Origin of the sequence: Paracandidimonas lactea, from assembly GCF_021653995.1 — a bacterium.
Classification (GTDB): domain Bacteria; phylum Pseudomonadota; class Gammaproteobacteria; order Burkholderiales; family Burkholderiaceae_B; genus Allopusillimonas; species Allopusillimonas lactea.
This window is the reverse complement of the sequence record NZ_JAJJOZ010000001.1, coordinates 319,138-341,290: the sequence shown is the minus strand read 5'-3', so window position 1 is coordinate 341,290 and position 22,153 is coordinate 319,138. Positions and strand designations below refer to the sequence as shown.

At 61.8% G+C, this 22,153-nt stretch carries 19 protein-coding genes and 1 tRNA gene; 3 read left to right on the top strand and 17 right to left on the bottom strand.

The features are described from left to right. Positions 1-65: 65 nt before the first annotated feature. Together LOL23_RS01605 and LOL23_RS01600 are read left to right on the top strand one after the other, a co-directional pair. On the top strand, positions 66-404 hold the full coding sequence (locus tag LOL23_RS01605) for a P-II family nitrogen regulator (RefSeq protein ID WP_160976312.1): 339 nt from the start codon (positions 66-68) through the stop codon (positions 402-404). Positions 405-438: 34 nt separating this feature from the next. Continuing rightward, entirely contained in the window at positions 439-1,668 is a 1,230-nt protein-coding gene (locus LOL23_RS01600) for an ammonium transporter (RefSeq protein WP_237173075.1), read from the top strand. Between the two features lie 51 nt (positions 1,669-1,719). Here LOL23_RS01600 and ptsP read toward each other — a convergent pair whose 3' ends face one another. From ptsP to thrS, 6 genes are all read right to left on the bottom strand, one after another. After that, complete coding sequence (gene ptsP / locus LOL23_RS01595; protein WP_237173180.1) at positions 1,720-3,411, bottom strand: phosphoenolpyruvate--protein phosphotransferase; 1,692 nt, start codon at positions 3,409-3,411, stop codon at positions 1,720-1,722. 91 nt (positions 3,412-3,502) lie between these two features. Further along, the gene (locus LOL23_RS01590; RefSeq protein WP_160976306.1) at positions 3,503-3,772 is read right to left on the bottom strand and encodes an HPr family phosphocarrier protein; all 270 of its coding nucleotides are present in this window, start codon (positions 3,770-3,772) and stop codon (positions 3,503-3,505) included. Between the two features lie 49 nt (positions 3,773-3,821). Continuing rightward, positions 3,822-4,220 (bottom strand): PTS sugar transporter subunit IIA, encoded by a 399-nt coding sequence (locus tag LOL23_RS01585; RefSeq protein WP_160976304.1) that lies wholly within the window; start codon positions 4,218-4,220, stop codon positions 3,822-3,824. Then, entirely contained in the window at positions 4,220-5,179 is a 960-nt protein-coding gene (gene gshB, locus LOL23_RS01580; protein WP_160976302.1) for a glutathione synthase, read from the bottom strand. Before gshB ends, LOL23_RS01585 begins: the two co-directional genes overlap by 1 nt. A gap of 64 nt (positions 5,180-5,243) precedes the next feature. Then, positions 5,244-5,789 (bottom strand): translation initiation factor IF-3, encoded by a 546-nt coding sequence (infC, locus tag LOL23_RS01575; protein ID WP_160976930.1) that lies wholly within the window; start codon positions 5,787-5,789, stop codon positions 5,244-5,246. 28 nt (positions 5,790-5,817) lie between these two features. Continuing rightward, on the bottom strand, positions 5,818-7,764 hold the full coding sequence (gene thrS / locus LOL23_RS01570; protein WP_160976300.1) for a threonine--tRNA ligase: 1,947 nt from the start codon (positions 7,762-7,764) through the stop codon (positions 5,818-5,820). 461 nt (positions 7,765-8,225) lie between these two features. On the opposite strand from thrS, the gene LOL23_RS01565 reads away from it, so the two are divergent. Continuing rightward, positions 8,226-8,302, top strand: a tRNA-Val gene (locus LOL23_RS01565). Between the two features lie 58 nt (positions 8,303-8,360). Here LOL23_RS01565 and kynU read toward each other — a convergent pair. From kynU to LOL23_RS01510, 11 genes are all read right to left on the bottom strand, one after another. Beyond that, positions 8,361-9,629 carry a kynureninase gene (kynU, locus tag LOL23_RS01560; RefSeq protein ID WP_160976298.1) on the bottom strand — a complete coding sequence of 423 codons (1,269 nt, stop codon included), beginning with the start codon at positions 9,627-9,629 and terminating at the stop codon, positions 8,361-8,363. A 182-nt stretch (positions 9,630-9,811) separates the two neighbouring features. Next, a complete protein-coding gene (locus LOL23_RS01555) occupies positions 9,812-10,459 on the bottom strand; it encodes a phosphoribosylanthranilate isomerase (protein WP_160976296.1) in 648 nt (215 codons plus the stop codon). A gap of 48 nt (positions 10,460-10,507) precedes the next feature. Continuing rightward, positions 10,508-12,172 carry a TRAP transporter large permease gene (locus tag LOL23_RS01550; protein WP_160976294.1) on the bottom strand — a complete coding sequence of 555 codons (1,665 nt, stop codon included), beginning with the start codon at positions 12,170-12,172 and terminating at the stop codon, positions 10,508-10,510. 2 nt (positions 12,173-12,174) lie between these two features. After that, a complete protein-coding gene (locus LOL23_RS01545) occupies positions 12,175-12,843 on the bottom strand; it encodes a TRAP transporter small permease subunit (RefSeq protein ID WP_237173074.1) in 669 nt (222 codons plus the stop codon). Positions 12,844-12,978: 135 nt separating this feature from the next. Further along, positions 12,979-13,806 (bottom strand): tRNA pseudouridine(38-40) synthase TruA, encoded by an 828-nt coding sequence (gene truA / locus LOL23_RS01540; protein WP_160976290.1) that lies wholly within the window; start codon positions 13,804-13,806, stop codon positions 12,979-12,981. A gap of 6 nt (positions 13,807-13,812) precedes the next feature. Beyond that, positions 13,813-15,657: a type IV pilus assembly protein FimV gene (locus tag LOL23_RS01535; protein WP_160976288.1), complete on the bottom strand. Its 1,845-nt coding sequence runs from the start codon at positions 15,655-15,657 to the stop codon at positions 13,813-13,815. A 23-nt stretch (positions 15,658-15,680) separates the two neighbouring features. Then, the gene (gene asd / locus LOL23_RS01530) at positions 15,681-16,811 is read right to left on the bottom strand and encodes an aspartate-semialdehyde dehydrogenase (protein ID WP_160976286.1); all 1,131 of its coding nucleotides are present in this window, start codon (positions 16,809-16,811) and stop codon (positions 15,681-15,683) included. 234 nt (positions 16,812-17,045) lie between these two features. Beyond that, complete coding sequence (leuB, locus tag LOL23_RS01525; protein ID WP_160976284.1) at positions 17,046-18,125, bottom strand: 3-isopropylmalate dehydrogenase; 1,080 nt, start codon at positions 18,123-18,125, stop codon at positions 17,046-17,048. Then, positions 18,125-18,784: a 3-isopropylmalate dehydratase small subunit gene (leuD, locus tag LOL23_RS01520; protein WP_160976282.1), complete on the bottom strand. Its 660-nt coding sequence runs from the start codon at positions 18,782-18,784 to the stop codon at positions 18,125-18,127. The genes leuB and leuD overlap by 1 nt, the downstream gene beginning before the upstream one ends. A gap of 8 nt (positions 18,785-18,792) precedes the next feature. After that, entirely contained in the window at positions 18,793-20,196 is a 1,404-nt protein-coding gene (leuC, locus tag LOL23_RS01515; protein WP_160976280.1) for a 3-isopropylmalate dehydratase large subunit, read from the bottom strand. A gap of 288 nt (positions 20,197-20,484) precedes the next feature. Beyond that, the gene (locus LOL23_RS01510) at positions 20,485-21,882 is read right to left on the bottom strand and encodes an FAD-binding oxidoreductase (protein WP_160976278.1); all 1,398 of its coding nucleotides are present in this window, start codon (positions 21,880-21,882) and stop codon (positions 20,485-20,487) included. Positions 21,883-22,153 lie beyond the last annotated feature (271 nt).

Below are 22,153 nucleotides of genomic sequence, written 5' to 3'. Positions count from 1 at the left end.
CGATTTTTCCATTTTTGGCACGAAGCTTGCGTACTGAGCAGTGAACACCATCACCAGGAACCGTCATGAAGCTGATCACCGCCATCATCAAACCATTCAAACTCGACGAGGTCCGCGAAGCGCTGTCTGAAATCGGTATACAAGGCATGACCGTGACCGAAGTCAAGGGTTTCGGGCGCCAAAAGGGCCACACCGAACTATACCGGGGCGCCGAATACACCGTGGACTTTCTGCCCAAGCTGCGGCTGGAGCTTGCAGTTGCGGAGCCTATGGTCGAGCAGGCCATCGAATGCCTGTGCGCGGCAGCGCATACCGGCAAGATCGGCGATGGGAAAGTTTTTGTCACGCCGATCGAGCAAGTGATCCGCATCCGCACCGGCGAACAGGGCGAGAGCGCACTGTAACCCCGCCCTACCTAAACATTCTGGAGCCAATAATATGGATAAAGCAGACCTGGCATGGGTCGGCATCTCGACCGTGCTCGTACTTTTCATGGTTATGCCCGGCCTCGCACTGTTCTACGGCGGTCTCGTTCGCGCCAAGAACGTCCTCTCCATCCTGGTGCAGGTCACCAGCGTCTTTGCCCTCGCCCTGGTCGTCTGGTTCGTGTACGGCTACAGCCTTGCCTTCACTGAAAGCGGTGCCGTGCTGGGCGGGCTGTCACGCCTGTTCTTCAGCGGCATGATGGATCTGGGTACGGGCAAGCACCAGTTGTCCGGGACAATACCCGAATTTATCTTCGCCACCTTCCAGGCGACATTCGCGGGCATCACGTGTGCACTCATCCTGGGCGGCTTTGCCGAACGCGTGCGCTACAGCGCCGTCCTGGTCTTCACCCTGGTATGGATCACACTGGCCTATATCCCGATCGCCCACATGGTATGGGGCCCCAAGGGTTTCCTGCTTACCCGCGGCGCGCTCGATTTCGCAGGCGGCACCGTGGTGCATATCAACTCAGGGGTCGCCGCCCTGACCTGCGCCTACTTTGTCGGAAAGCGCATCGGCCACGGCCGAGAAGCCATGCCTCCGCACAACTTGCCCATGGCCATGATCGGTGCATCGCTGCTGTGGGTAGGCTGGTTCGGCTTCAATGCCGGCTCCGCGCTGTCGGCAAATGAGGTCGCCGCGCTTGCATTCTTCAACACAATGATCGCCACTGCGGGCGGGATATTGGCATGGTTGATCGTCGAATGGAAAGTCAAGGGCAAGCCGTCGCTGCTGGGTGCGATCTCGGGTGCCGTAGCTGGGCTGGTCGGCGTCACGCCCGCCGCAGGCCTGGTCGGACCAGCGGGCGCACTGCTGATCGGCCTCATCACCGGCGCTGCGTGCGTCTGGGGGGTGAACGGATTGAAGCGCATGCTAAATGCCGACGATGCACTGGATGTGTTCGGTATCCACGGCCTGGGCGGAATCATCGGTGCACTACTGACCGGTGTATTCAACGCCAAGCCGCTGGGCGGCCCCGGCCTGGATACGCTGGGCGCCATTCCCTTCCAGGTGTGGCTGCAACTTGAAGGCGTGCTGATCACCATGGTCTGGTCGGCCATTTCGGCACTGATCGCTTGTTTTGCTGCCGACAAGCTGTGCGGCGGCATGCGGGTAAGCGCCGAACAGGAGCGCGAAGGGCTGGATATCACCACCCACGGGGAAACGGCCTACTCGCGATAAACAACGCCCTGCGCCGGTTTTGCCCGACGCCCACCTGGCCCCGGCGCTGCGTCAGTTCGACAACGACGCCAGATCGATACGCTCCGCCCGGTTCAGGGCGGTAGCCACTTGGACCCGCAATGCATTGGAGTGCGCCTGGCGCACTTCTTTTTTTACATCCAGGAGCTGCTGCGGATGCATGGAAAACTCGGTTAGCCCCAAGCCCAGCAGCATGCGCGTAACCCGCGCATCGCCCGCGATTTCGCCGCATACCGCAACAGGTTTGCCGGCCCGTTCGCCAGCGTTGATGGTATGGGCGATCAACCGCAACACGGCCGGATGCATGGGATCGTACAAGTCTGCCACATCGGCGTCACCACGATCCACCGCAAGGGTGTACTGAATCAGGTCGTTGGTGCCGATGGAAAGAAAATCCAGCGCCTCCACAAAGGGCTCGATGGCAATGGCAATGGCGGGAATTTCTACCATAGCGCCCAAAGAGTAATTGCGCGCATAAGGCGTACCACGCGCGTCCAGCTCACGACAGGCGGCCTCAATGGCCTGCCGCGTCGCGTGCACTTCGCGCATGTGCGAGATCATAGGGATGAGGATGCGTACGTGGCCGTACACCGAAGCACGCAGCAGGGCCCGCAGCTGCGTCGCGAACATCTCGGGCTTGGCCAGGCAATAGCGTATGGCGCGCAGGCCCAGCGCCGGATTGGTGGACACGGTTACGTCGCCATCCAGATTCTTGTCCGCCCCGAGATCCAGTGTGCGTATCGTCACCGGCCGGCCCTGCATGGTTTTGACCACCGATGCATAGGCTTGATACTGCTCTTCTTCGCTGGGCAGTTCAGCACGGCCCATGAACAGGAACTCGCTGCGAAACAAGCCTATGCCGTCGGCGCCGGCGTCCAGCGCCGCCTGGGCTTCTTCGGGCAGCTCTATATTGGCCTCAAGCTTGATCTCAATGCCATCCAGCGTAACCGCCGGCGCATTGCGCAATTGCGCCAGCTCAGCACGTTCACGCGCGTATTCTTCCTGCCGTTGGCGGTATTCTGCCAGCACGAGGGCAGACGGATTGACCAGCACCGTACCGGTAAACCCATCGGCAATCAGCATGTCGCCATCGCGCGCGAGGCTTCGAAAATGCCCAAGGCCAACGATGGCTGGCACATTCATGCTGCGCGCGACAATCGCAGTGTGGGAGGTGGGGCCACCCAAGTCAGTCAGAAAGGCGGCAAAGCGCGCGCCGCGCAGACGCAGCATATCGGCCGGGGAAATATCACGGGCGACGACGATGAGCGGATCATCGCCTTGGCCGGCCGCCAGGCTGGGAAGCAGCGGCGGCGATCCGGACATGACCCTCAGCACGCGCTCTATTACCTGACGGATGTCGGCCCCGCGCTCTCGCAGGTATTCGTCTTCCATCAGCGCGAACTGCTCTGCCAGCAACTGGCCCTGGCTGGTCAACGCCCATTCGGCATTGTAGTGACGCTCGACGACCAGCGCACAGGCCTGCTCGAGCAGCATGGGATCGGCCAGCAGCATGCTATGCACATTAAGCAGCGGGCCCAGTTCGCGCGGCGCGTCGTCGGGCAAGGCCGCCACCATGGCGTCGAGCTCTTGGCGCGCGGTGCGCATGGCATTGTCCAGGCGCTCGCATTCGGCCTGCACGTCTTCGGGGGCAATGCGGTAATGCGCGACCTCAAGGGCGGCCGCACTCATCACTGCCGCGCGGCCGATTGCATAGCCTTTGACCACACCCTGGCCATGCGCGCACAGCATGGCGCTCAGGCCTTCGGGCGACGGTTTCATTGCCGGGTGCGTCATGGCGGGTTGGCCTGAAAGAACGTTATTCTGCTTCGCCGAATTTACCGTCGAACAGCGCGCGGATCGCCGACAGCGCGCCGTCCGCATCGTCGCCCGTGGCGTCGACCTTGACGGTTACACCCATGCCGGCGGCCAGCATCATTACGCCCATGATGCTTTTTGCATTCACGCGCTGGGCGCCACGCGCGATGAAAATTTCGCTGCGGTATTTGCCCGCGAGCTGTGTGAGTTTGGCTGCCGCCCGCGCGTGCAGGCCAAGCTTGTTGCTGATGACAATATCGACGGAAGGCATAGATGCTCTTTTTATGTCTGGGCTCGGGTTGGCGAAAACTGGCGTCGGATCACGACGATTCGTCGGCGTCGACGATGCCGCGCAATGCGCCCTGGCGAACGTTCTCGCTAAGTTTATCCGGATTTTCCTGCTGATCGGTGAGAGCCTTGAGCACCATGCACAGATTGGTGCCGGTAATCAGATGCGCGTCGGTGCCGTGGGCATTCGCCAACCGTACGGCGCGCTTGGCGATATTGAAAGGCGTTGCGCCGTAGATGTCGCACAGCACCAGCACGGCATCCTTGCCTGCCTGCAGCAGGCGCGCGAGGCGCGTGACTTCGGCTTCGGGGTCGGCCGTTGCGGGTACGTCGAATACCACGAGCCCGGGTTCATGCCCCAACACATGGCTGGCGCAGTCGGCGAATGCAGACCCCAGCGGCTCGTGCATGACCAGGACAATGCGTGCCATTACATGCCTGCGGCCTGCTCGAGGGCAGCCGCGAAACAGTCGCCCACGTCAAAGCCGGTCTGCTCGGTAATTTCCACGAAACACGTGGGACTGGTGACATTGACCTCGGTGAGGTAGTCGCCGATGACGTCCAGCCCCACCAGTAACAGGCCACGCTCCGCCACACGCTTGCCTATGGTGGCCGCAATGGCTTGGTCGCGCTCGCTGAGCGGCTGGGCCACACCCCTGCCTCCGGCGGCAAGATTGCCGCGGGTTTCGCCGGCCAGCGGAATGCGCGCCAGCGCGTAGGGCACCGGCTTGCCCGCGATCAACAGAATGCGCTTGTCGCCATTGACGATCTCGGGGATGTACCGCTGCGCCATGATCGTGCGCGACCCGTTTTCGGTAAGCGTTTCGAGAATGGCGCCCAAGTTGTGTTCCTGCTCGCGCAGCCTGAATACCCCTGTGCCGCCCATGCCGTCGAGCGGCTTGACAACCACATCGCCGTGTGCCGCGTGAAAGGCCCGAAGGCGTGGCATATCGCGCGTGACAAGCGTAGGGACGGTGAACTCGGGAAACTCTGTGATAGCGAGCTTTTCCGGGTGATTGCGGATGGCGGCGCCGCTGTTGAACACACGGGCGCCCTGCTGCTGAGCGTATTCGAGCAGATGGGTGGAGTACACGTACTCCATGTCGAAGGGTGGATCCTTGCGCATGATCACCGCGTCGAAGTCCGCCACCGAACGCTCGGCCGCCTTGTTGCGCTGACGCCACCAGGCATGGCCATGCAGGTCTGCACCGTCGACCAGGGAGATTTCAGTGGCGGCACACTTTACGGTGCCCTGGTCGATGAACAGGTCGCCCTGTAGTGTCACACTGAGCTGATGGCCACGCGCCGTCAGCGCGCGCATCATGGCCACCGAGGAATCCTTGTATGCCTTGAGTGTGGGCAAAGGGTCGATGATGAACAAGACGTGCATAGGATACCTGCGTGCGCCGCCGCGCAAACCCGGGGCTTGCGCGGCGATGATAGTCAAAAACGGATCAGGAGGCGTCGCCCTTGCCGCCCGGCGCTTTCTTGCGCGGGGCCAGCACCATCACCATCTGTCGGCCTTCGAGTTTGGGCATGGCTTCCACCTGCACCAATTCATTCAGGTCGTCACGTACGCGTTCGAGTACGCGCATACCGAGTTCCTGGTGGGCCATTTCGCGGCCGCGGAAGCGCAGCGTGACCTTGGCCTTGTCGCCCTCTTCGATGAAACGTTTCAGGTTGCGCAGCTTGACCTGATAGTCGCCCTCATCGGTGCCGGGACGGAACTTGACTTCTTTGACCTGAATGACTTTCTGCTTGGCCCGCGCTTCTTGCTGGCGCTTTTGCTCTTGGTATTTGAACTTGCCGTAGTCCATCAGGCGGCAGACCGGTGGAGACGCTGTGGGCGCGATCTCGACCAGATCCACGTCGTTTTCTTCCGCCAGACGCAGGGCATCGGCGGTCTTCAGAACGCCGAGTTGTTCACCCTCCGTGCCGATGAGGCGAACCTCGGGGATACGGATTTCACCATTGATGCGATGGGTTTTATCGGTTGCGATGTCTAGGACTCCTGGTAATTAATAAAAGTCAGGCCGAAGCAGCTTCCCCGCTGTCAAGCCTGTTGTCGATTTCAGTGCGCAGACGCGCTTCGAACTGGGCCAATGGCATAGTGCCCAGATCAAGCCCGCCGCGCCCGCGCACCGCCACCATGCCGGTTTCGCGCTCTTTTTCGCCGACAACCAGTATGTAGGGCAGCTTTTGCATGCTGTGCTCACGGATTTTACGGTTGATTTTTTCACCGCGCAAATCGGAATCAACTCTAAACCCTTGTTTTTTCAGGCTTAGGGCAACGTCGTCAGCATATTGGGCGGATGCCTCGGAAATGCAGCATACCACCGCATGCCGGGGCGAGAGCCACGCGGGCATGGCACCGGCGTGGTTTTCGATCAGCATGCCGATAAAGCGTTCAAGCGAGCCCAGGATGGCACGGTGCAGCATCACTGGGGTGCGGCGCTGGTCGGATGCGTCGACATACTCGGCGCCCAGACGCGCCGGCATGGAAAAGTCGACCTGGATCGTGCCGCACTGCCAATGCCGCCCGATAGCGTCCTTGAGCGTGTATTCGATCTTGGGCCCGTAGAAGGCCCCTTCGCCGGGGGAGATTTCGTACTGGCAGCCGGTATGATCCAGGCTGTCCATCAGCGCCTTCTCGGCTTTGTCCCAGACCGCGTCGTCGCCGATGCGCTTGTCGGGCCGGGTGGCCACCTTGTACAGGATTTCCTTGAAGCCGAAATCCGCGTACACCTTCTGCAACAATGCGGTGAACGCTGCGCACTCTTCCTGCAGTTGGTCTTCGGTACAGAAGATGTGGCCGTCGTCCTGGGTAAAGCCGCGCACACGCATCATGCCGTGCAGCGAACCGGACGGCTCGTTGCGATGGCATTGCCCGAATTCGCCATAGCGCACGGGCAGTTCGCGATACGAATGCAGGCTGCTGTTGAAGATCTGCACATGGCCCGGGCAGTTCATGGGTTTGAGGCCATAGACGCGGTTCTCGGACTCCGTCGTGAACATGTTCTCGGCGTAGTTGTCCCAGTGACCGGTTTTCTTCCACAGCGACAAGTCGAGGATCTGCGGCGCCTTGACTTCCTGGTAGCCGTTTTCTTGATAAACGCGGCGCATGTACTGCTCAACCTGCTGCCAGAGCGTCCAGCCCTTGGGGTGCCAGAAGATCAGACCCGGCGCCTCGTCCTGGAAATGGAAGAGATCCAGCTCGCGCCCCAGCTTGCGGTGGTCGCGCTTTTCGGCCTCTTCGAGCATGTGCAGATAGGCCGCCTGGTCTTCCTTCGTTGCCCAGGCCGTGCCGTAGATACGCTGCAGCATTTCGTTGTTGCTGTCGCCACGCCAGTAGGCGCCAGCGACCTTCATGAGTTTGAAGACCTTGAGCTTGCCGGTGGACGGCACGTGCGGGCCGCGGCACAGGTCGATGAAATCGCCCTCGCGGTACAGGCTGATCGTTTCGTTGGACGGGATCGAGGCGATGATCTCGGCCTTGTAGTGCTCGCCGATGTCGTTGAAAAACCGCACCGCATCGTCGCGCAGCCATTCTTCGCGCGTGACGACTTCATCCTTGCGTGCCAGCTCGGCCATCTTGTTTTCAATCGCCGTCAAGTCTTCGGGCGTAAACGGCCGCTTGTAGGAGAAGTCGTAGTAAAAGCCGTTCTCGATGACAGGCCCAATCGTGACTTGAGCATCGGGAAACAGCGACTTCACCGCATAGGCAAGCAGGTGCGCGGTGGAGTGGCGGATCAGATCCAGCCCATCAGGGTCCTTGGCGGTAATAATGGCCAGTGTTGCGTCAGCGTCGATCACAAAGCCGGTATCTACCAATTGCGGCTCGGCACCACCGACCGCTACGCGCCCCGCCAACGCGGCGCGCCCCAGCCCGGTGCCGATCGAGTGAGCGACCTCGCTGACGGTAACGGGACCGGGATACGCTCGCTGGGAGCCGTCGGGCAGTGTGATCTGAACCATGAGGGAAATCCTGAAATACAAAAACGCGGCCTGAGCCGCGTTATCGGTGTATTGATTTTGCTAAAGAGGCAGACAAAACAGTACGCGGCGGCAATCAGCAATGCCGTGTCGTAGTTCGCGTAGTGTTTGTGCACATATATAGACCGTATCGGGTAAGCAATAAACGTTGCTCCAGTGTAACACCACTCGACCGATTTTCAGCCCCCGTAGCGCTGCCTCGCCCTCCAACGCGCTGATTCACGGCGTGGCTGTTGCAAAAAAGCCCAAGAGATATACCAGCAGGCTTATCCACACAGCATGTGCATAAGCCTGCGCATAACTGCTGAACACCTCGCGCAAAGGCGCAAGGACGCTGGACGCGAGGTTCCATGGATATAATTTGTACATGAGATTGTCACACCGCCGGCCCGGCGCGATTTGACAGGTCAAAAACAATCTACTTATAATAGCGTTCTTTCGTTAGGCGGTTAGCTCAGTTGGTTAGAGCGCTACGTTGACATCGTAGAGGTCGCTGGTTCGAATCCAGTACTGCCTACCAGGCTTCCAAAGGCCGCTGTGCTTGCACAGCGGCCTTTTCAATCTGCGGCCGCCGGCCATCACGTAACCGCTGCGCGGCTGGCTTTGGCATCATAGGCGCCGTCCTGCAGGATGCGAGCCAGTATATCGACAGCATCCCAAACATCCGTATAGCGCAAATACAACGGCGTGAACGCGAAGCGCATCAGGCCCGGCTCACGGTAATCGCCGATGACGCCCCGTTCAATCAGCGCCTGCATGATGCCGTAACCATGAGGATGGGTGACGCTCACGTGGCTGCCGCGCGCCGCATGTTCGCGCGGCGTAACGAGCCGCAAGCCGTGGCCGGCGCAGCAGGCGTCCAGCAGTGCAATAAACAGGTCGGACTGCGCCAGGGATTTTGCGCGCACAGCCGCCATATCGACGCGACTGAAGGTCTCAAGGCCGCATTCGACCAGGGCCAGCGACACAATAGGCTGCGTGCCGCACAAGCCTGCTTGTATGCCGGGGTGGCGCTCGAATCCTGGCTGCATGGCAAAAGGGTTGGCGTGGCCCCACCAACCCGTCAAGGGATGCGAGAACTGCGCCAGATGCTGTGGTGCCACCCAGATATAAGCTGGCGCGCCGGGGCCGCCGTTCAGGTATTTATAGGTGCAGCCAACGGCAAAATCAGCGTCCGCGCCCCGCAGATCGACAGGCACTGCACCCGCTGAATGCGCCAAGTCCCAGATGGCCAGTGCACCTTGCGCATGCGCATGGGCAGTCAAGCGCTGCATGTCCAGCAAACGACCGCTGCGGTAGTTGACGTGTGTCAGCATGACAACGGCTACGTCGTCGGTTATAGCCTGCGACAGCGCATCCGGGTCATCCACCAAGCGCAGTGTGTAGCCGCGGTCCAGCCAGTGAGACAAGCCCTGCGCAATGTAAAGGTCTGTCGGAAAGTTGTCGCGTTCACTGACAATGACCCGGCGGCTGCTCGTGGCTGCGCATTGATGCTGAATATCCAGTGCCGCCGCCAGCGCCTTGAAGAGGTTGACCGATGTCGTGTCGGTGATGGCAACCTCGCCCTGCCCTGCGCCGATCAAGGGCGCGAGCATGTCGCCCAGGCGCAGCGGTAGCTCAAACCAGCCCGCGTTGTTCCAACTGCGGATCAGGTCGCTGCCCCATTCATGGCTTATTACTGTATGGGCACGCTCGAGCGACCGCGCAGGACGAGCGCCCAGCGAATTGCCGTCGAGGTAGATGATGCCTTCGGGCAACGCAAACTCACAACGCAACGAAGCGAGTGGGTCTTCATCGTTGCGCTGCGCACAGGCTTCGCGACTGAGCGGAATGCTGCTGGCGGACATGATCGCCCTCCTCGGAAGAAAATAGCTCTGCCAAAAAGAATAGGCGCCGTACACCCATGCTGCAAGTCACACGGGAATGCGATGTGGGAACAATGCGCAGCGGTGCGATGCGCGACCGCCGCTGACCTTATGAAACGGATGTAAGCACAGGCTCGCCCAGGCCGAGCTGCACAGTGGTTGGGTCAGGCCGACTGGCCTGACACGGCGCGCATGAAAGCGGCGATCATTTCGGGAGACTTGATGCCAGGGCTGACTTCGACCCCACTGCTGACATCGACCGCATAAGGCCTTACAGCTGTGATGGACTGGCGCACGGTTTCAGCCTTGAGCCCACCGGCCAATACCAGCGGGCGGCTGTCGGCGGCCGCCCGGACCGCGTCGAGCAATGCAACATCGAGCGCCAGGCCGCTGCCGCCGTAACTGGCACTATAGCTGTCGAACAACCATGCGGCCGCATGATTGAATTGCTGGCAGGCGGCCAGCACCCGAGGCGCTGTTTCAAGCCCTGGCGCCCCCACCCTGAATGCGCGCATGTAGCGGCGGCCAAAGCTGTCGCAGTATGCGGGTGTTTCATCGCCATGGAATTGCAACAGATCGGGCGCGACGTCATCAATCACAGCACGCACATCGGCGGGCGTGGCGTTCACGAATAGTGCAACCACATCAACGAACGCAGGAGCTGCCTCGCGCAACGCACGAGCTTGGGCCAGGGTGACTGCCCGCTTGCTGCCCGGGTAGAACACCAAGCCTATGGCGTCCGCACCGGCATCGACCGCCGCATGGAGGTCTTCCTGGCGGGTAATGCCACAGATTTTCACACGAGTACGCACACGCTCAGCCATTTTTGAAACTATCAAAAAAAAACGCGCAGCCGGCCGCTACTGGAACGCCGCGCCCGGGTCGGCGCCGTATGTCCCTCCGCCATAACCCGCGCCCGTGCCGAAATCAACGGTAGCCGGATCGATCTGGGTATGCTCACCCTTGTAATGGGTGACAAGCGACGGGAAGATCATGACCACTGCCACCATAATAAGCTGGATCACGATGAAGGGCACCGAGCCCCAGTAGATCTGCCCCGTGGTGACGCGTGGGATCATCTTGTTGGTGACGCGGTCGTGGTAGTCGTCGCGCGGTGCGACCGAGCGCAGGTAGAACAGCGCAAAACCGAAAGGCGGATGCATGAATGAGGTTTGCATATTCACCGCCAACAGCACGCCAAACCAGATCAGGTCTATGCCCATCTTTTCGGCGACCGGCCCCAGCAGCGGGATGATAATGAAGGCAAGCTCGAAAAAATCGAGGAAGAAAGCAAGCACGAACGTAAGCACGCTGACAACGATGAGGAAGCCCCATTCGCCGCCCGGCAGGCCGATCAGCAAGTGCTCGACCCACAGGTCGCCGTTGATGCCGCGGAAGCTCAGGCTGAATACGGTGGAGCCTACCAGGATGAACACCACGAAACATGACAGCTTGGTGGTGGTGTCCATGGCCTGGCGCAGCAGCTTCCAGGAAAACCGGCCACGCGACATCGCCATGATCAGCGCCCCGACGGCACCCATGGCGCCGCCTTCGGTAGGCGTTGCCACCCCGATGAAAATAGTGCCCAGCACCAGGAAGATCAATGCCAGCGGTGGAATCATGACAAAGACGACCCGCTCGGCGATGGGGGACAGCAGCTTGAGCCTAAGCAGGCGGTTGCCCAAGGCAATGGCAAGCGCAGTAATGCCCCACGCCACCATGCTGATCACCACGCGCTCATCGACCGGCACGTCGGTGTGCTCACGGAAATAATGCTGGGTGGCGAAGTACGAGGCAGCGGCGGCGATGAGGGTAAGTACCGCCAACGACTTGAGGCCGCGCGTGCCATCGGGGCGGTCGTAGATGCGGGCCTCGGGCGGCAGCGCTGGCGCGCTCGATGGCTTGAGCACGCACATGATCACGATATACGAGATATAGGCCAGCACCAGCAGCAGGCCCGGCACCATGGCGCCGCGGTACATGTCGCCGATGGAGCGGCCGAGCTGATCGGCCAGGATAATGAGCACCAGCGACGGCGGAATGATCTGCGACAGCGTACCCGAGGCAGCGATGACCCCGGACGCCAACCGGCGATCATAGCCATAGCGCAACATGATGGGCAGCGAAATCAAGCCCATGGAAATGACCGACGCGGACACCACGCCGGTGGTGGCAGCCAGCATGGCACCGACCAGTACAACTGCGATGGCCAGGCCGCCGCGCACGGGGCCAAAGAGCTGGCCCACTGTTTCAAGCAAGTCTTCGGCCATGCCTGATCGTTCGAGTATCAGGCCCATGAGGGTAAAGAATGGCACCGCCAGCAGCGTATCATTAGAGACGATACCGAACACCCGCTGCGGCAAGGCCTGGAAAAGCGCCGGCTGCATGAGCCCGAGTTCGATGGCAACCAGGCCATACAGGATACCGACCGCAGCCAGCGTAAACGCAACAGGAAAACCCAGCAGCAGAAAGACGACCAGGTTGAAGAACATGATCGGCGCGAGGTTGTCGACAAAAAACTCCATGATTAGCGACCCTCGCCTTGGGATTGATCGTGTGATGGTTGGTGCCCCTGCTGGATGGGCACGGCAGGCGTATCAACGTCTTGCCGAATGGCTGCGGCCTGCTGACGGATTTCTTCGGCCAGCTCTTCTTCGGCACTTTTGCCATCGCCGCGCAGCATCGGGTCTGGGCACAGGCCGCGCAGATAGCCAATGCATTTGATCAAGTGCGAGAGCGCGGAAAGTATCAGCAGGAAGAAGCCGACAGGGATCAGCAGCTTGACCGGCCAGCGGATAAGGCCGCCGGTGTTTGACGATAGCTCATGCAGCACAAAAGACTCGTAGAAAAACGGCAGCGACAGCCAGAATATGAGGCAGCAGGCGGGCAACAGGAAAAAAATGATCCCGAAGATCTCTATCTTGATCTGTGTGCGTCGACTCAAACGCTGTGCAAGGACATCTACCCGGACGTGTTCATTGCGTAGATAGGTATAGCCAGCGGCCAGCAGGAACAGCGCCCCGAACAGATACCATTGCAGTTCCAGCCATGCGTTGGAACTGACGCTGAACACTTTGCGAATTATCGCGTTTCCAGCGCTGACCACGACAACCACAAGCGTCAGCCAGATCACGGCTTGGCCGACTTTTGTGTTGATATAGTCGAGCACCCTGGATGCAGAGAGTAGGAATTTCATGGGGCCTGTTCGCAAAGATGGCCGGCGCGCCGGCTGCATCGACGAGGGAATGCATACTGTTCGAAGCGGAGCGACGAACAAAATGTATCAAATCCAAAACTCTGGAATTCTAGCTGATTCGAGGCCGCGACGCTGTCAGTATCTGCCCGTAGCGCCCGCCAGCCTGGAGATGCCCGTAAGGGATTCGAGGGCCCGGCCGGCATCAAGCTCTGGCAACCCGAAGGCTTCAGGGTAATCGACCTGCGCCAGATACAGGCCATCGGGCCAGAATGTGGGCGCAGCCTTGCAGCGATCACGTGCCACAAGCACGTCATCGGCCCACGCCACGGGCTGACGCCCCATGCCCACATAGACCAGCACACCCATCAGGTTGCGCACCATATGATGCAGAAATGCGTTGGCCGTGAAGATAAAGTAGAAATGCTCGCCTTCCTGCTCGATATCAAGGCGGCGCAAATGCCGCACCGGGCTTGCCGCCTGGCACTCCGAGGAACGAAAACTGGTGAAATCGTGCTCGCCGATGAGGCGGGCGGCCGCCTGCCGCATGGAGAACAGGTCTAGCGGTTGATGCACCCACCCTGCCAGCCCATAGGTCATGGGCGAACGGACCCGCGCATTGCGCAGCACATAGATGTAGGTGCGCGCCTGCGCCGAAAAACGGGCATGGAAAGTGTCCGCCACCGGCTGTGCCCACTGCACCGAAATACTTGGCGGCAGCAATGTATTCAGACCGCGCACCCAGGATTCGGGCCGGCGTTGCGCGTCGGTATCCACGTGCACTACTTGGCACAGGGCATGCACGCCCGCATCGGTGCGGCCCGCGCAGATGGTGGCGGTTTGCCGGGCCAGAAACTGCGACAGCGCTGCCTCGAGTTGGTCTTGTACAGTGTGCCCACCGGGCTGTGTCTGCCAACCGCGCCAAGACCGGCCGTCATAGGCCACGCCCAGGGCAATACGTGGCATCGTGGCCTACCCGCGCGGCGCGCGCGACTCGCCTTGCGAGGGCTCGTCCAGGTCGAGACTGATCTGGTCGAGCTTTTCCTGCACCATGGCTTCGGTGATGACGCCATCGCGCCCATCGCTTTTTGCTGCGCCCACACGGCGCAGCAGCCACGCAATAATCAATACAATCAGCGCCAATACACCGGTAATCACCCCCAGTGTATGTTCCTGGAACCACGACACAGCCTGCCCTGCCTTGTTAGAACTGGTTTCAGGCGCCCCTTGCGGGCCGCCCTTGGAATTGGATGCCGCCGCTTCGTTGGCGGATTTGCCTGGATCATCGGCCTGGCCCTGGGATGCCACACCCGAGCCGCTTTGGCTGCTCGCGCCGGATTGCGCGGCGGCCTGGCCATCGCCGGCCGTTGCGCCACTGGCCTGACTGGCACCAGCGTCGGTGCCGGCGCTGCCACCCGCTTGTGTCTGTGCACCCGAGGAGGCTGCTGTGGCAGCGGTATTGCCAGCCACGGCCTGCCCCCCGTTGCCACCCGCCGACGCCGCGCCTGTATCAGAGTTGCCCGCGCGTGATGCGGATGCACCCGCCGCTGTGGCGCCGCTGGCAGCACCATCGCTCGGGCTGGCAGCGGTCGCGCCGCTTGCGCCGATACGCGGCTGCGCGCCAGCACCGCCTTGGATGCCGGACGCCGTTGCGCCCGCCGGGGCAACACCACTGGGTGTGCTACCCTGCTCTGCCGCAGCCGTACCTGCCCCGCCCTGCGCTGTCGTGCCGGACAGGGAGCCAGCCAGGCTGCGTGCGCCCTCGCGCACCAGATCGCTGGCCGCACCGCCACGAGCCTGCAGCGCTTCGTTCAAGTGTTTGACGTTTTCTTCGAGCTGGGATACCCGGCCGGCGGATTCGTTGATGTTGGCCTTGTCGGCCGCGGCATCGTCGGCCAGCGCATTGCCTGCCACGCCGCCATTGCCGCGCGCGCCTTCGGACAACCGTAGGCGGTCACGCGGGCCTTCGGGCGCGTTGGCGGGCTGCGCCGCCTGGCCGCCTGGCTGTACTTGGCCGGCACTGGGCGCACCGAGATCGCCAACCTTTCCCGCATGCCCCGCGAGCCGCTGTCGATAGGCAGCGAAAGCCTGCGCATGCTGCATGAAGAGACGCCGCGCCTCACGATCGGACAGCGCAGTAAGCGCTGCACTGTCGGGCATGGAAAGGGTAGCGCCGGCCTTGACGAGATTGACGTTGCCTTCGATGAATGCCTGCGGGTTGGCCTTCTGCAGCGCCATCATCATTTGGTAGACGGTTACACCCTTTACAGCGTTGCGCTGTGCAATGGCGAACATCGTGTCGCCATTGCGCACGCGAATACGCTGGCGTTCAGCCTGTACACCGGCCGCCCGGCCCACCACCGCCCCGCCGCTTGCCGATGCGGCTGCGGGCGCTCCGGCGGACGCGCTTGCCTGTGTGAGCAGGCTTACTTGGTAGCGCTGTTGCCCTGCAGCAGAACGCACATCGAGCAGCAGATCGGCAACCGGTTGGTTGAAGCGCTGCGTGGAACGCAACTGGATAATTTTTGTGCCGGGCGCATAGCCGTCGACCACCCGTATGGATAACGTTGCCAGATCGACCGGTGGCGTCAGGCCCGCCGCAGCCCACTCGGACAGGCGGGCTGGTGCGACAGACAGCGAGTTGCGTTCGTCAGCCGTGAGCCCGGAAACCTGGACATCGACGCTCAGCGGCTGGCCAAGCGCCGAAACGAGGCGCGAATGCCCCAGTGTGGCCGCCTGCGCCGAGGCGCAGGCGAGCGCCGCGGTCAGCGCCAGTATCCAGGGTTTCAGGTAAGGCACGTCTACGATGGATGACACTGACCGGTTGCTCGTCATAGTGCTTAGAGTTCGCCCAATGAAATGCGCAACATGCGGCGCAGAGGTTCGGCGGCGCCCCACAACAGTTGGTCGCCCACGGTAAACGCGCTGAGGTAGCCTTCACCCATGGACATCTTGCGCAGACGGCCAACGGGGATATCCAGCGTGCCGGTGACGGCCACGGGCGTGAGATCGCGCATGGTGGCATCGCGCTCGTTGGGCACGACCTTGGCCCACTTGGAACCTTCGCGAATGATGTCGTTGATTTCATCCAGCGGCACGTCGCGCTTGAGCTTGATGGTGAGCGCCTGACTGTGGCAGCGCATGGCGCCAATACGCACACACAGGCCGTCGATGGGAGTGGGCTCGGTGCCAAAAGCGGCGCCGCGACCAAGGATTTTGTTGGTTTCGGCCTCGGCCTTCCATTCTTCGCGCGAAACGCCATTGCCCAAGTCTTTGTCGATCCAGGGAATGAGGTTGCCGCCCAGCGGCACGCCGAAGTTTTCTTGCGGCAGGGAGCCGTCTTGCTGCACCTTGAGTACGCCGCGGTCGATCTCGAGGATGGCCGATGCCGGGTCGTCGAGCAGAGGCTTGACCGCATTATTGAGCAGGCCGAACTGCGTGAGCAGCTCGCGCATATGCTGCGCGCCGCCGCCGGAAGCGGCCTGGTACGTCATGCTGGTCATCCATTGGACCAGATCTTGGTTGAACAGGCCAGCCAGGCCCATCAGCATGCAACTGACCGTGCAGTTGCCGCCGATGAAGTTCTTGACGCCACGCTTGAGGGCTGCATCAATGACCGGGCGGTTGACCGGGTCGAGCACAATGATGGCGTCGTCTGCCATGCGCAGGGTGCTGGCGGCATCGATCCAGATGCCGTCCCAGCCCGCAGCGCGCAACTTGGGATAGACCTGGGTGGTGTAGTCGCCACCTTGGGCGGTAACGATGATGGGCAGCTTGCGCAGCGCCTCGATGTCGTAGGCGTTTTGCAGCGGGGCCGCACCGGTGGCCCAGGCGGGGGCCGCGCCGCCCGCGTTGCTCGTGGAAAAGAAAACCGGCTCGAAGAGGGAAAAATCGCCTTCGTCGCGCATGCGCTGCATGAGCACGGAGCCCACCATACCGCGCCAGCCGACCAGACCTACTGCTTGGCTCATCAGAAAATCACTCGTAAAAACAGTTCAGAGATCGTTCTATTCTACTGGAAGGACTTGTCGCGATGCACGAAAACTGCGGTATCAACCCAATATTTCCCCAATATTGCAGCGAGATTGCAGCATTGCGGCCGCCAGCAAAGCCGCGGCGGGCAGGCGCGAACGACAGCCCGCCCACCGGGCCCAACGCGACGATGTGCGTCCGCGGACGGCCCAACCCGGGCCGCCCCCTGGCGGTCAGGCTTGTAGCGCCTTGAGCACTGCGTCGCCCATCTCGACGGTTGAGACGCGGGTCGTTCCCGTTTCGTAGATATCGGCGGTGCGCAGCCCCTGCGCCAGCACCGCCTGTACAGCGGCCTCGATGCGGTCTGCCTGTGCAGCCTGGTTGAGCGAGTAGCGCAGCAGCATGGCGGCGGACAGTATCGTGGCCAACGGATTGGCGACGTTCTTGCCAGCGATGTCGGGCGCAGACCCATGACTGGGCTCGTACAAGCCCTGGTTGGAGGCGTTGAGCGAAGCAGAGGGCAGCATGCCGATCGAGCCCGTCAGCATGGCGGCTTCGTCGGACAGGATATCGCCGAACAGATTGCCCGTCACGACAACATCGAATTCCTTGGGCGCGCGCACCAACTGCATCGCGGCGTTGTCGATATACATATGCGACAGCTCAACATCCGGATACTCAAGGGCGACAGAGATCATGATGTCGCGCCAGAACTGGGAGGTTTCCAGCACATTCGCCTTATCGACGCTGCACAGGCGCCTCTTGCGCTTGCTGGCTGCCTGGAAAGCCACGTGGGCGATGCGCCGCACTTCGCTTTCGGCGTAATGCATGGTGTCGTAGCCCTGGCGTTCGCCCTTGAAGGGGCCGTCTTCCAGGGTGCGCACCCCGCGCGGCTGGCCGAAGTAGATGTCGCCGGTGAGCTCGCGCACGATCAGGATGTCGAGCCCCGACACAACCTCGGGCTTGAGCGACGATGCGTTGGCAAGTTGCGGGTAGAGAATGGCCGGACGCAGGTTGGCGAACAAGCCCATCTCTTTGCGCAGCCCCAGGATCGCCTGCTCGGGGCGCAGCGCACGCTCGAGCTTGTCATACTTCCAGTCGCCCACTGCGCCGAAGAGCACCGCGTCAGAGGCCTTTGCCAGCTTGAGGGTGGACGGCGGCAGCGGGTGGCCGTGCTGATCATACGCGGCGCCACCGACCGGCGCCACCGTCATGGTCAGATCCAGGCCCAGCGCGCCCAGCACGCGCTGGGCCTGTTCGGTGATCTCGGTGCCGATACCGTCGCCGGGCAGCACTGCGATGTTGTAGGTCATTATGTGTTTCCTGTCGTCGGGTGTGCCTCAAGCCAAGGGAACTTCGCCAGCCGCTCGGCCTCGAAGGCACGGATCTTGTCCGCTTTCTGCAGCGTAAGGCCGATGTCATCCAGGCCGTTGAGCAGGCAATGCTTGCGGAAGGGCTCGATGTCGAACGCGAGTTCGCGGCCGTCGGGCTCGACCACGACCTGGCGCGCCAGGTCTATGGTCAGTTGGTAGCCTGGATTGGCCTGGACCGCCTCGAACAGCCGGGCCACTTCCTGCTCGGGAAGCACGATGGGCAGCAAGCCGTTCTTGAAGCTGTTGTTGAAGAAAATATCGGCATACGAAGGTGCCAGGATTGCGCGAAAGCCGTATTGCGTCAGCGCCCAGGGCGCATGTTCGCGACTCGAACCGCAGCCGAAATTCTTGCGCGCCAGCAGCACACTGGCACCCTGGTAGCGCGATTGATTCAGCACGAAATCCGGGTTGAGCGGGCGTTTGCTGTTGTCCATGCCCGGCTCGCCGTGGTCCAGATAGCGCAGTTCGTCGAACAGGTTGGGGCCGAAGCCTGTGCGCTTGATGGACTTGAGGAACTGCTTGGGGATGATCAGGTCCGTGTCGACGTTCTCGCGGTCGAGCGGCGCGACCAGGCCCTTGTGAGTGGTGAATGCTTGCATGATGCGTCCTAGCTGAAAGTGCGTACGTCGACGAAATGGCCTTTGATGGCCGCGGCGGCGGCCATGGCCGGGCTCACCAGGTGCGTGCGGCCGCCCTGCCCCTGACGCCCTTCGAAATTGCGATTGGACGTGGAGGCGCAGCGTTCGCCGGGCTCGAGGCGGTCGGCATTCATGGCCAGGCACATGGAACAGCCCGGTTCACGCCACTCGAAGCCGGCGTCGATGAAGATCTTGTCGAGGCCTTCTTGCTCGGCCTGCTGCTTGACCAGACCGGAACCCGGCACCACCATGGCCAGCTTGACCGACGGTGCCACGTGCTTGCCGCGCGCCACCTCGGCCGCTGCGCGCAGGTCTTCGATGCGCGCATTGGTACAGGAGCCGATGAAGACCTTGTCGATCTTGATGTCGGTGATGGGCATGTTGGCATCGAGGCCCATGTACTGCAAGGCGCGCTCCATGCCGCTGCGTCGGACGCTGTCGGCTTCTTTGGCCGGATCGGGCACGTTGGCATCCACGGGCAGTACCATTTCGGGCGATGTGCCCCAGGATACCTGCGGCCGGATATCACCCGCATCGATCTCGATCACCGTGTCGAATTGCGCGCCATCGTCTGAATGCAGGGTGCGCCAGTATTCCACCGCCTGATCCCACGTCGCACCGGTGGGCGCATAGGGACGACCGCGGAAATAGTCAATGGTTTTCTGGTCGACCGCAACCATGCCCGAGCGGGCGCCGGCTTCGATCGCCATGTTGCAGACCGTCATGCGGCCCTCGACGGACAGATCGCGAATGGTGCTGCCCGCGAACTCGATGGCGTGGCCAGTGCCGCCCGCCGTGCCGATCTTGCCGATGATGTGCAGCACGACGTCCTTGGCGGTGCAGCCGGTGGGCAGCGCGCCCTCGACGCGGATCAACATGTTCTTGTTTTTCTTCATCAGCAGCGTCTGTGTAGCCAGGACGTGCTCGACTTCGGACGTACCAATGCCGAAGGCCAGCGCGCCCAGCGCGCCGTGGGTGCTGGTATGCGAATCGCCGCAGACGACTGTCATGCCGGGCAGCGTGGCGCCCTGCTCCGGCCCGATGATGTGCACGATACCCTGGCGACGGTCGTTCATGCGAAACTCGGTGATGCCGTATTTTTCGCAGTTTTCATCCAGAGTATCGACCTGCAGGCGCGAGATGGGATCGGCAATGCCTTGTTCGCGTGCAGTCGTGGGCACGTTGTGATCCGCCACGGCGAGGTTGGCGCTGATGCGCCAGGGCTTGCGGCCGTGAATGGCGAGCCCTTCGAACGCCTGGGGGCTGGTGACTTCGTGAACCAGATGGCGGTCGATATACAGCAGACAGGTGCCGTCGGCTTCCTGGTGCACGACGTGTGCATCCCAGAGTTTGTCATACAAGGTTTGTGGCATGTTTGCATCCCGCTAAGGCTGGAAAAATAACCGCGAAACCCGGTAAACCGCCCGGATCCCGCGCCGATGCAAACTATTATGCCAGCGTGGCTGCAGGGAACAATACGAGCATTTATACTGGTATGAACGCTACCAGGCACCCGTATCGGATATCTTGCCACGCATTTGCCCCCGCGCCACCGAGCAGCCGCCGTCCTGCCCCTATTTATCTCCCGCGCCCCGCTGATCTGCCATGCCCTCCCTCTCGTGCGGCAGCGCCTGGCAACCGCCTGGCGCTGCCGAGCCACCTCAAGCCCATGACACCAGCTTGCCCGGGTTGAAGATATTGCCGGGATCATAGGCGCGCTTGATCAGCCGCATCAGTTGTAATGCATCGTCGCCGTGCTCTTCGCGCAGGAAGGCCATTTTGTGCAGTCCCACCCCGTGCTCGCCCGAGCAGGTACCGTCCATCGCAATGGCCCGCCGCACGAGGCGGTGATTCAGTTCTTCGGACAGCCGCCATTCATGCTCGCTGTCAGGGTCGATAAGCATCTGCACATGAAAGTTGCCATCGCCCACATGCCCAACAATCGTGTATGGGAATGGCATGGCAACAAGATCGACCGCAGTCTGGGTCACGCAATCGGCCAGCCGGGAGATGGGAACGCATACGTCGGTGGCCACGCTGCGCGAACCGGGGCGCAACTGCAGGCCCGAGTAATGGCTGTTATGGCGCGCCGTCCATAGGCGGGTGCGATCTTCAGGCTTTTCGGCCCATTCGAAATCCATGCCGCCGTTGCCGTGCGCAATTTCCTGCACCACGGCGGCCTGCTCTTGAACGCCAGTGAGGCTGCCATGAAACTCGAACAACAGTAGCGGCGTTTCCTTGAGTGCCAGCTTGCTGTAGCGGTTGACGGCGTTTACTGCGCGCTCGTCCATGAATTCCACGCGCGCAACAGCCACCCCGCTTTGCATGACCTCGATCACCGTGCGCACAGCAGCGTCCAGTGTTGGAAAATTGCAGATGGCCGCTGTGATGGCTTCGGGCTGAGGGTACACGCGCACGGTGGCCTCCACGATGATGCCCAACGTACCTTCACTGCCGACAAACAGGCGCGTAAGGTCGTAGCCGGCGGACGATTTGCGGGCGCGGCTGGCGGTGCGCACCACCTGGCCATCGGCTGTCACCACCTTGAGCGAGACGACGTTCTCGCGCATGGTGCCATAGCGCACCGCATTGGTGCCCGAGGCGCGCGTGGCTGCCATGCCGCCTATTGTCGCGTGCGCACCCGGATCGATCGGGAAAAACAGCCCGGTGTGGCGGATCTCCTCATTGAGCCGCGTCCGCGTCACACCCGGTTGCACCGTTACCGTAAAGTCCTCCGCGTCAATGGCCAACACCTTGTCCATTTCCGCGAAATCCAGCGTAATGCCGCCTTCCACCGGCAACACATGGCCTTCCAGCGACGAACCGATCCCGAAAGGGATCACGGGAACACCGTATTGACCGCAAAGGCGCACGACGGCCACGACATCATCAATGTCGCGCGGGAAAATCACAGCATCGGGCGGGCAGACGGGGTATGGCGACTCATCGGTGCCGTGGTGTTCGCGCACCGCGTCACTGGTCAGGAAACGCGCGCCGAATTGTGCCTGGAACGCGGCAAGCGCCGCCGGCGTCAGCGTGCGGCGAGGCCGGTGATGCATCGACAGCGTGTTCGGCGTATGCGATGCCCCTGGGGTGTGCGAGGCGCTTGGTGCGTTCGACGTGCCTGGTGCATACGATGTGCTGGCGGGGAGCGATGACTCTGGGATGTATGATGCACCTGATTCGCCTGTTTCTTGTGGTGTATGCGGTGTTGCAAGGGGGCTCATAATGTGCTTTTTTTCAAGGTCGTCACGTGCAGGGGCGGCCGCGCGCTGCGACGCTCACAACCGCATCGCCTCCCGATAACAGGGAGGTCGATGCGGAGGGCTT

Bases quoted from the DNA above. Each gene is read 5' to 3' on its own strand.
- LOL23_RS01605 (WP_160976312.1), top strand. From the start codon at position 66: ATGAAGCTGATCACCGCCATCATCAAACCATTCAAACTCGACGAGGTC.
- LOL23_RS01600 (WP_237173075.1), top strand. From the start codon at position 439: ATGGATAAAGCAGACCTGGCATGGGTCGGCATCTCGACCGTGCTCGTA.
- LOL23_RS01590 (WP_160976306.1), bottom strand. From the start codon at position 3,772: ATGCCTTCCGTCGATATTGTCATCAGCAACAAGCTTGGCCTGCACGCG.
- LOL23_RS01585 (WP_160976304.1), bottom strand. From the start codon at position 4,220: ATGGCACGCATTGTCCTGGTCATGCACGAGCCGCTGGGGTCTGCATTC.
- gshB (WP_160976302.1), bottom strand. From the start codon at position 5,179: ATGCACGTCTTGTTCATCATCGACCCTTTGCCCACACTCAAGGCATAC.
- thrS (WP_160976300.1), bottom strand. From the start codon at position 7,764: ATGGTTCAGATCACACTGCCCGACGGCTCCCAGCGAGCGTATCCCGGT.
- kynU (WP_160976298.1), bottom strand. From the start codon at position 9,629: ATGTCCGCCAGCAGCATTCCGCTCAGTCGCGAAGCCTGTGCGCAGCGC.
- LOL23_RS01550 (WP_160976294.1), bottom strand. From the start codon at position 12,172: ATGGAGTTTTTTGTCGACAACCTCGCGCCGATCATGTTCTTCAACCTG.
- LOL23_RS01545 (WP_237173074.1), bottom strand. From the start codon at position 12,843: ATGAAATTCCTACTCTCTGCATCCAGGGTGCTCGACTATATCAACACA.
- truA (WP_160976290.1), bottom strand. From the start codon at position 13,806: ATGCCACGTATTGCCCTGGGCGTGGCCTATGACGGCCGGTCTTGGCGC.
- asd (WP_160976286.1), bottom strand. From the start codon at position 16,811: ATGAGCCAAGCAGTAGGTCTGGTCGGCTGGCGCGGTATGGTGGGCTCC.
- leuB (WP_160976284.1), bottom strand. From the start codon at position 18,125: ATGACCTACAACATCGCAGTGCTGCCCGGCGACGGTATCGGCACCGAG.
- leuD (WP_160976282.1), bottom strand. From the start codon at position 18,784: ATGCAAGCATTCACCACTCACAAGGGCCTGGTCGCGCCGCTCGACCGC.
- leuC (WP_160976280.1), bottom strand. From the start codon at position 20,196: ATGCCACAAACCTTGTATGACAAACTCTGGGATGCACACGTCGTGCAC.
- LOL23_RS01510 (WP_160976278.1), bottom strand. From the start codon at position 21,882: ATGCATCACCGGCCTCGCCGCACGCTGACGCCGGCGGCGCTTGCCGCG.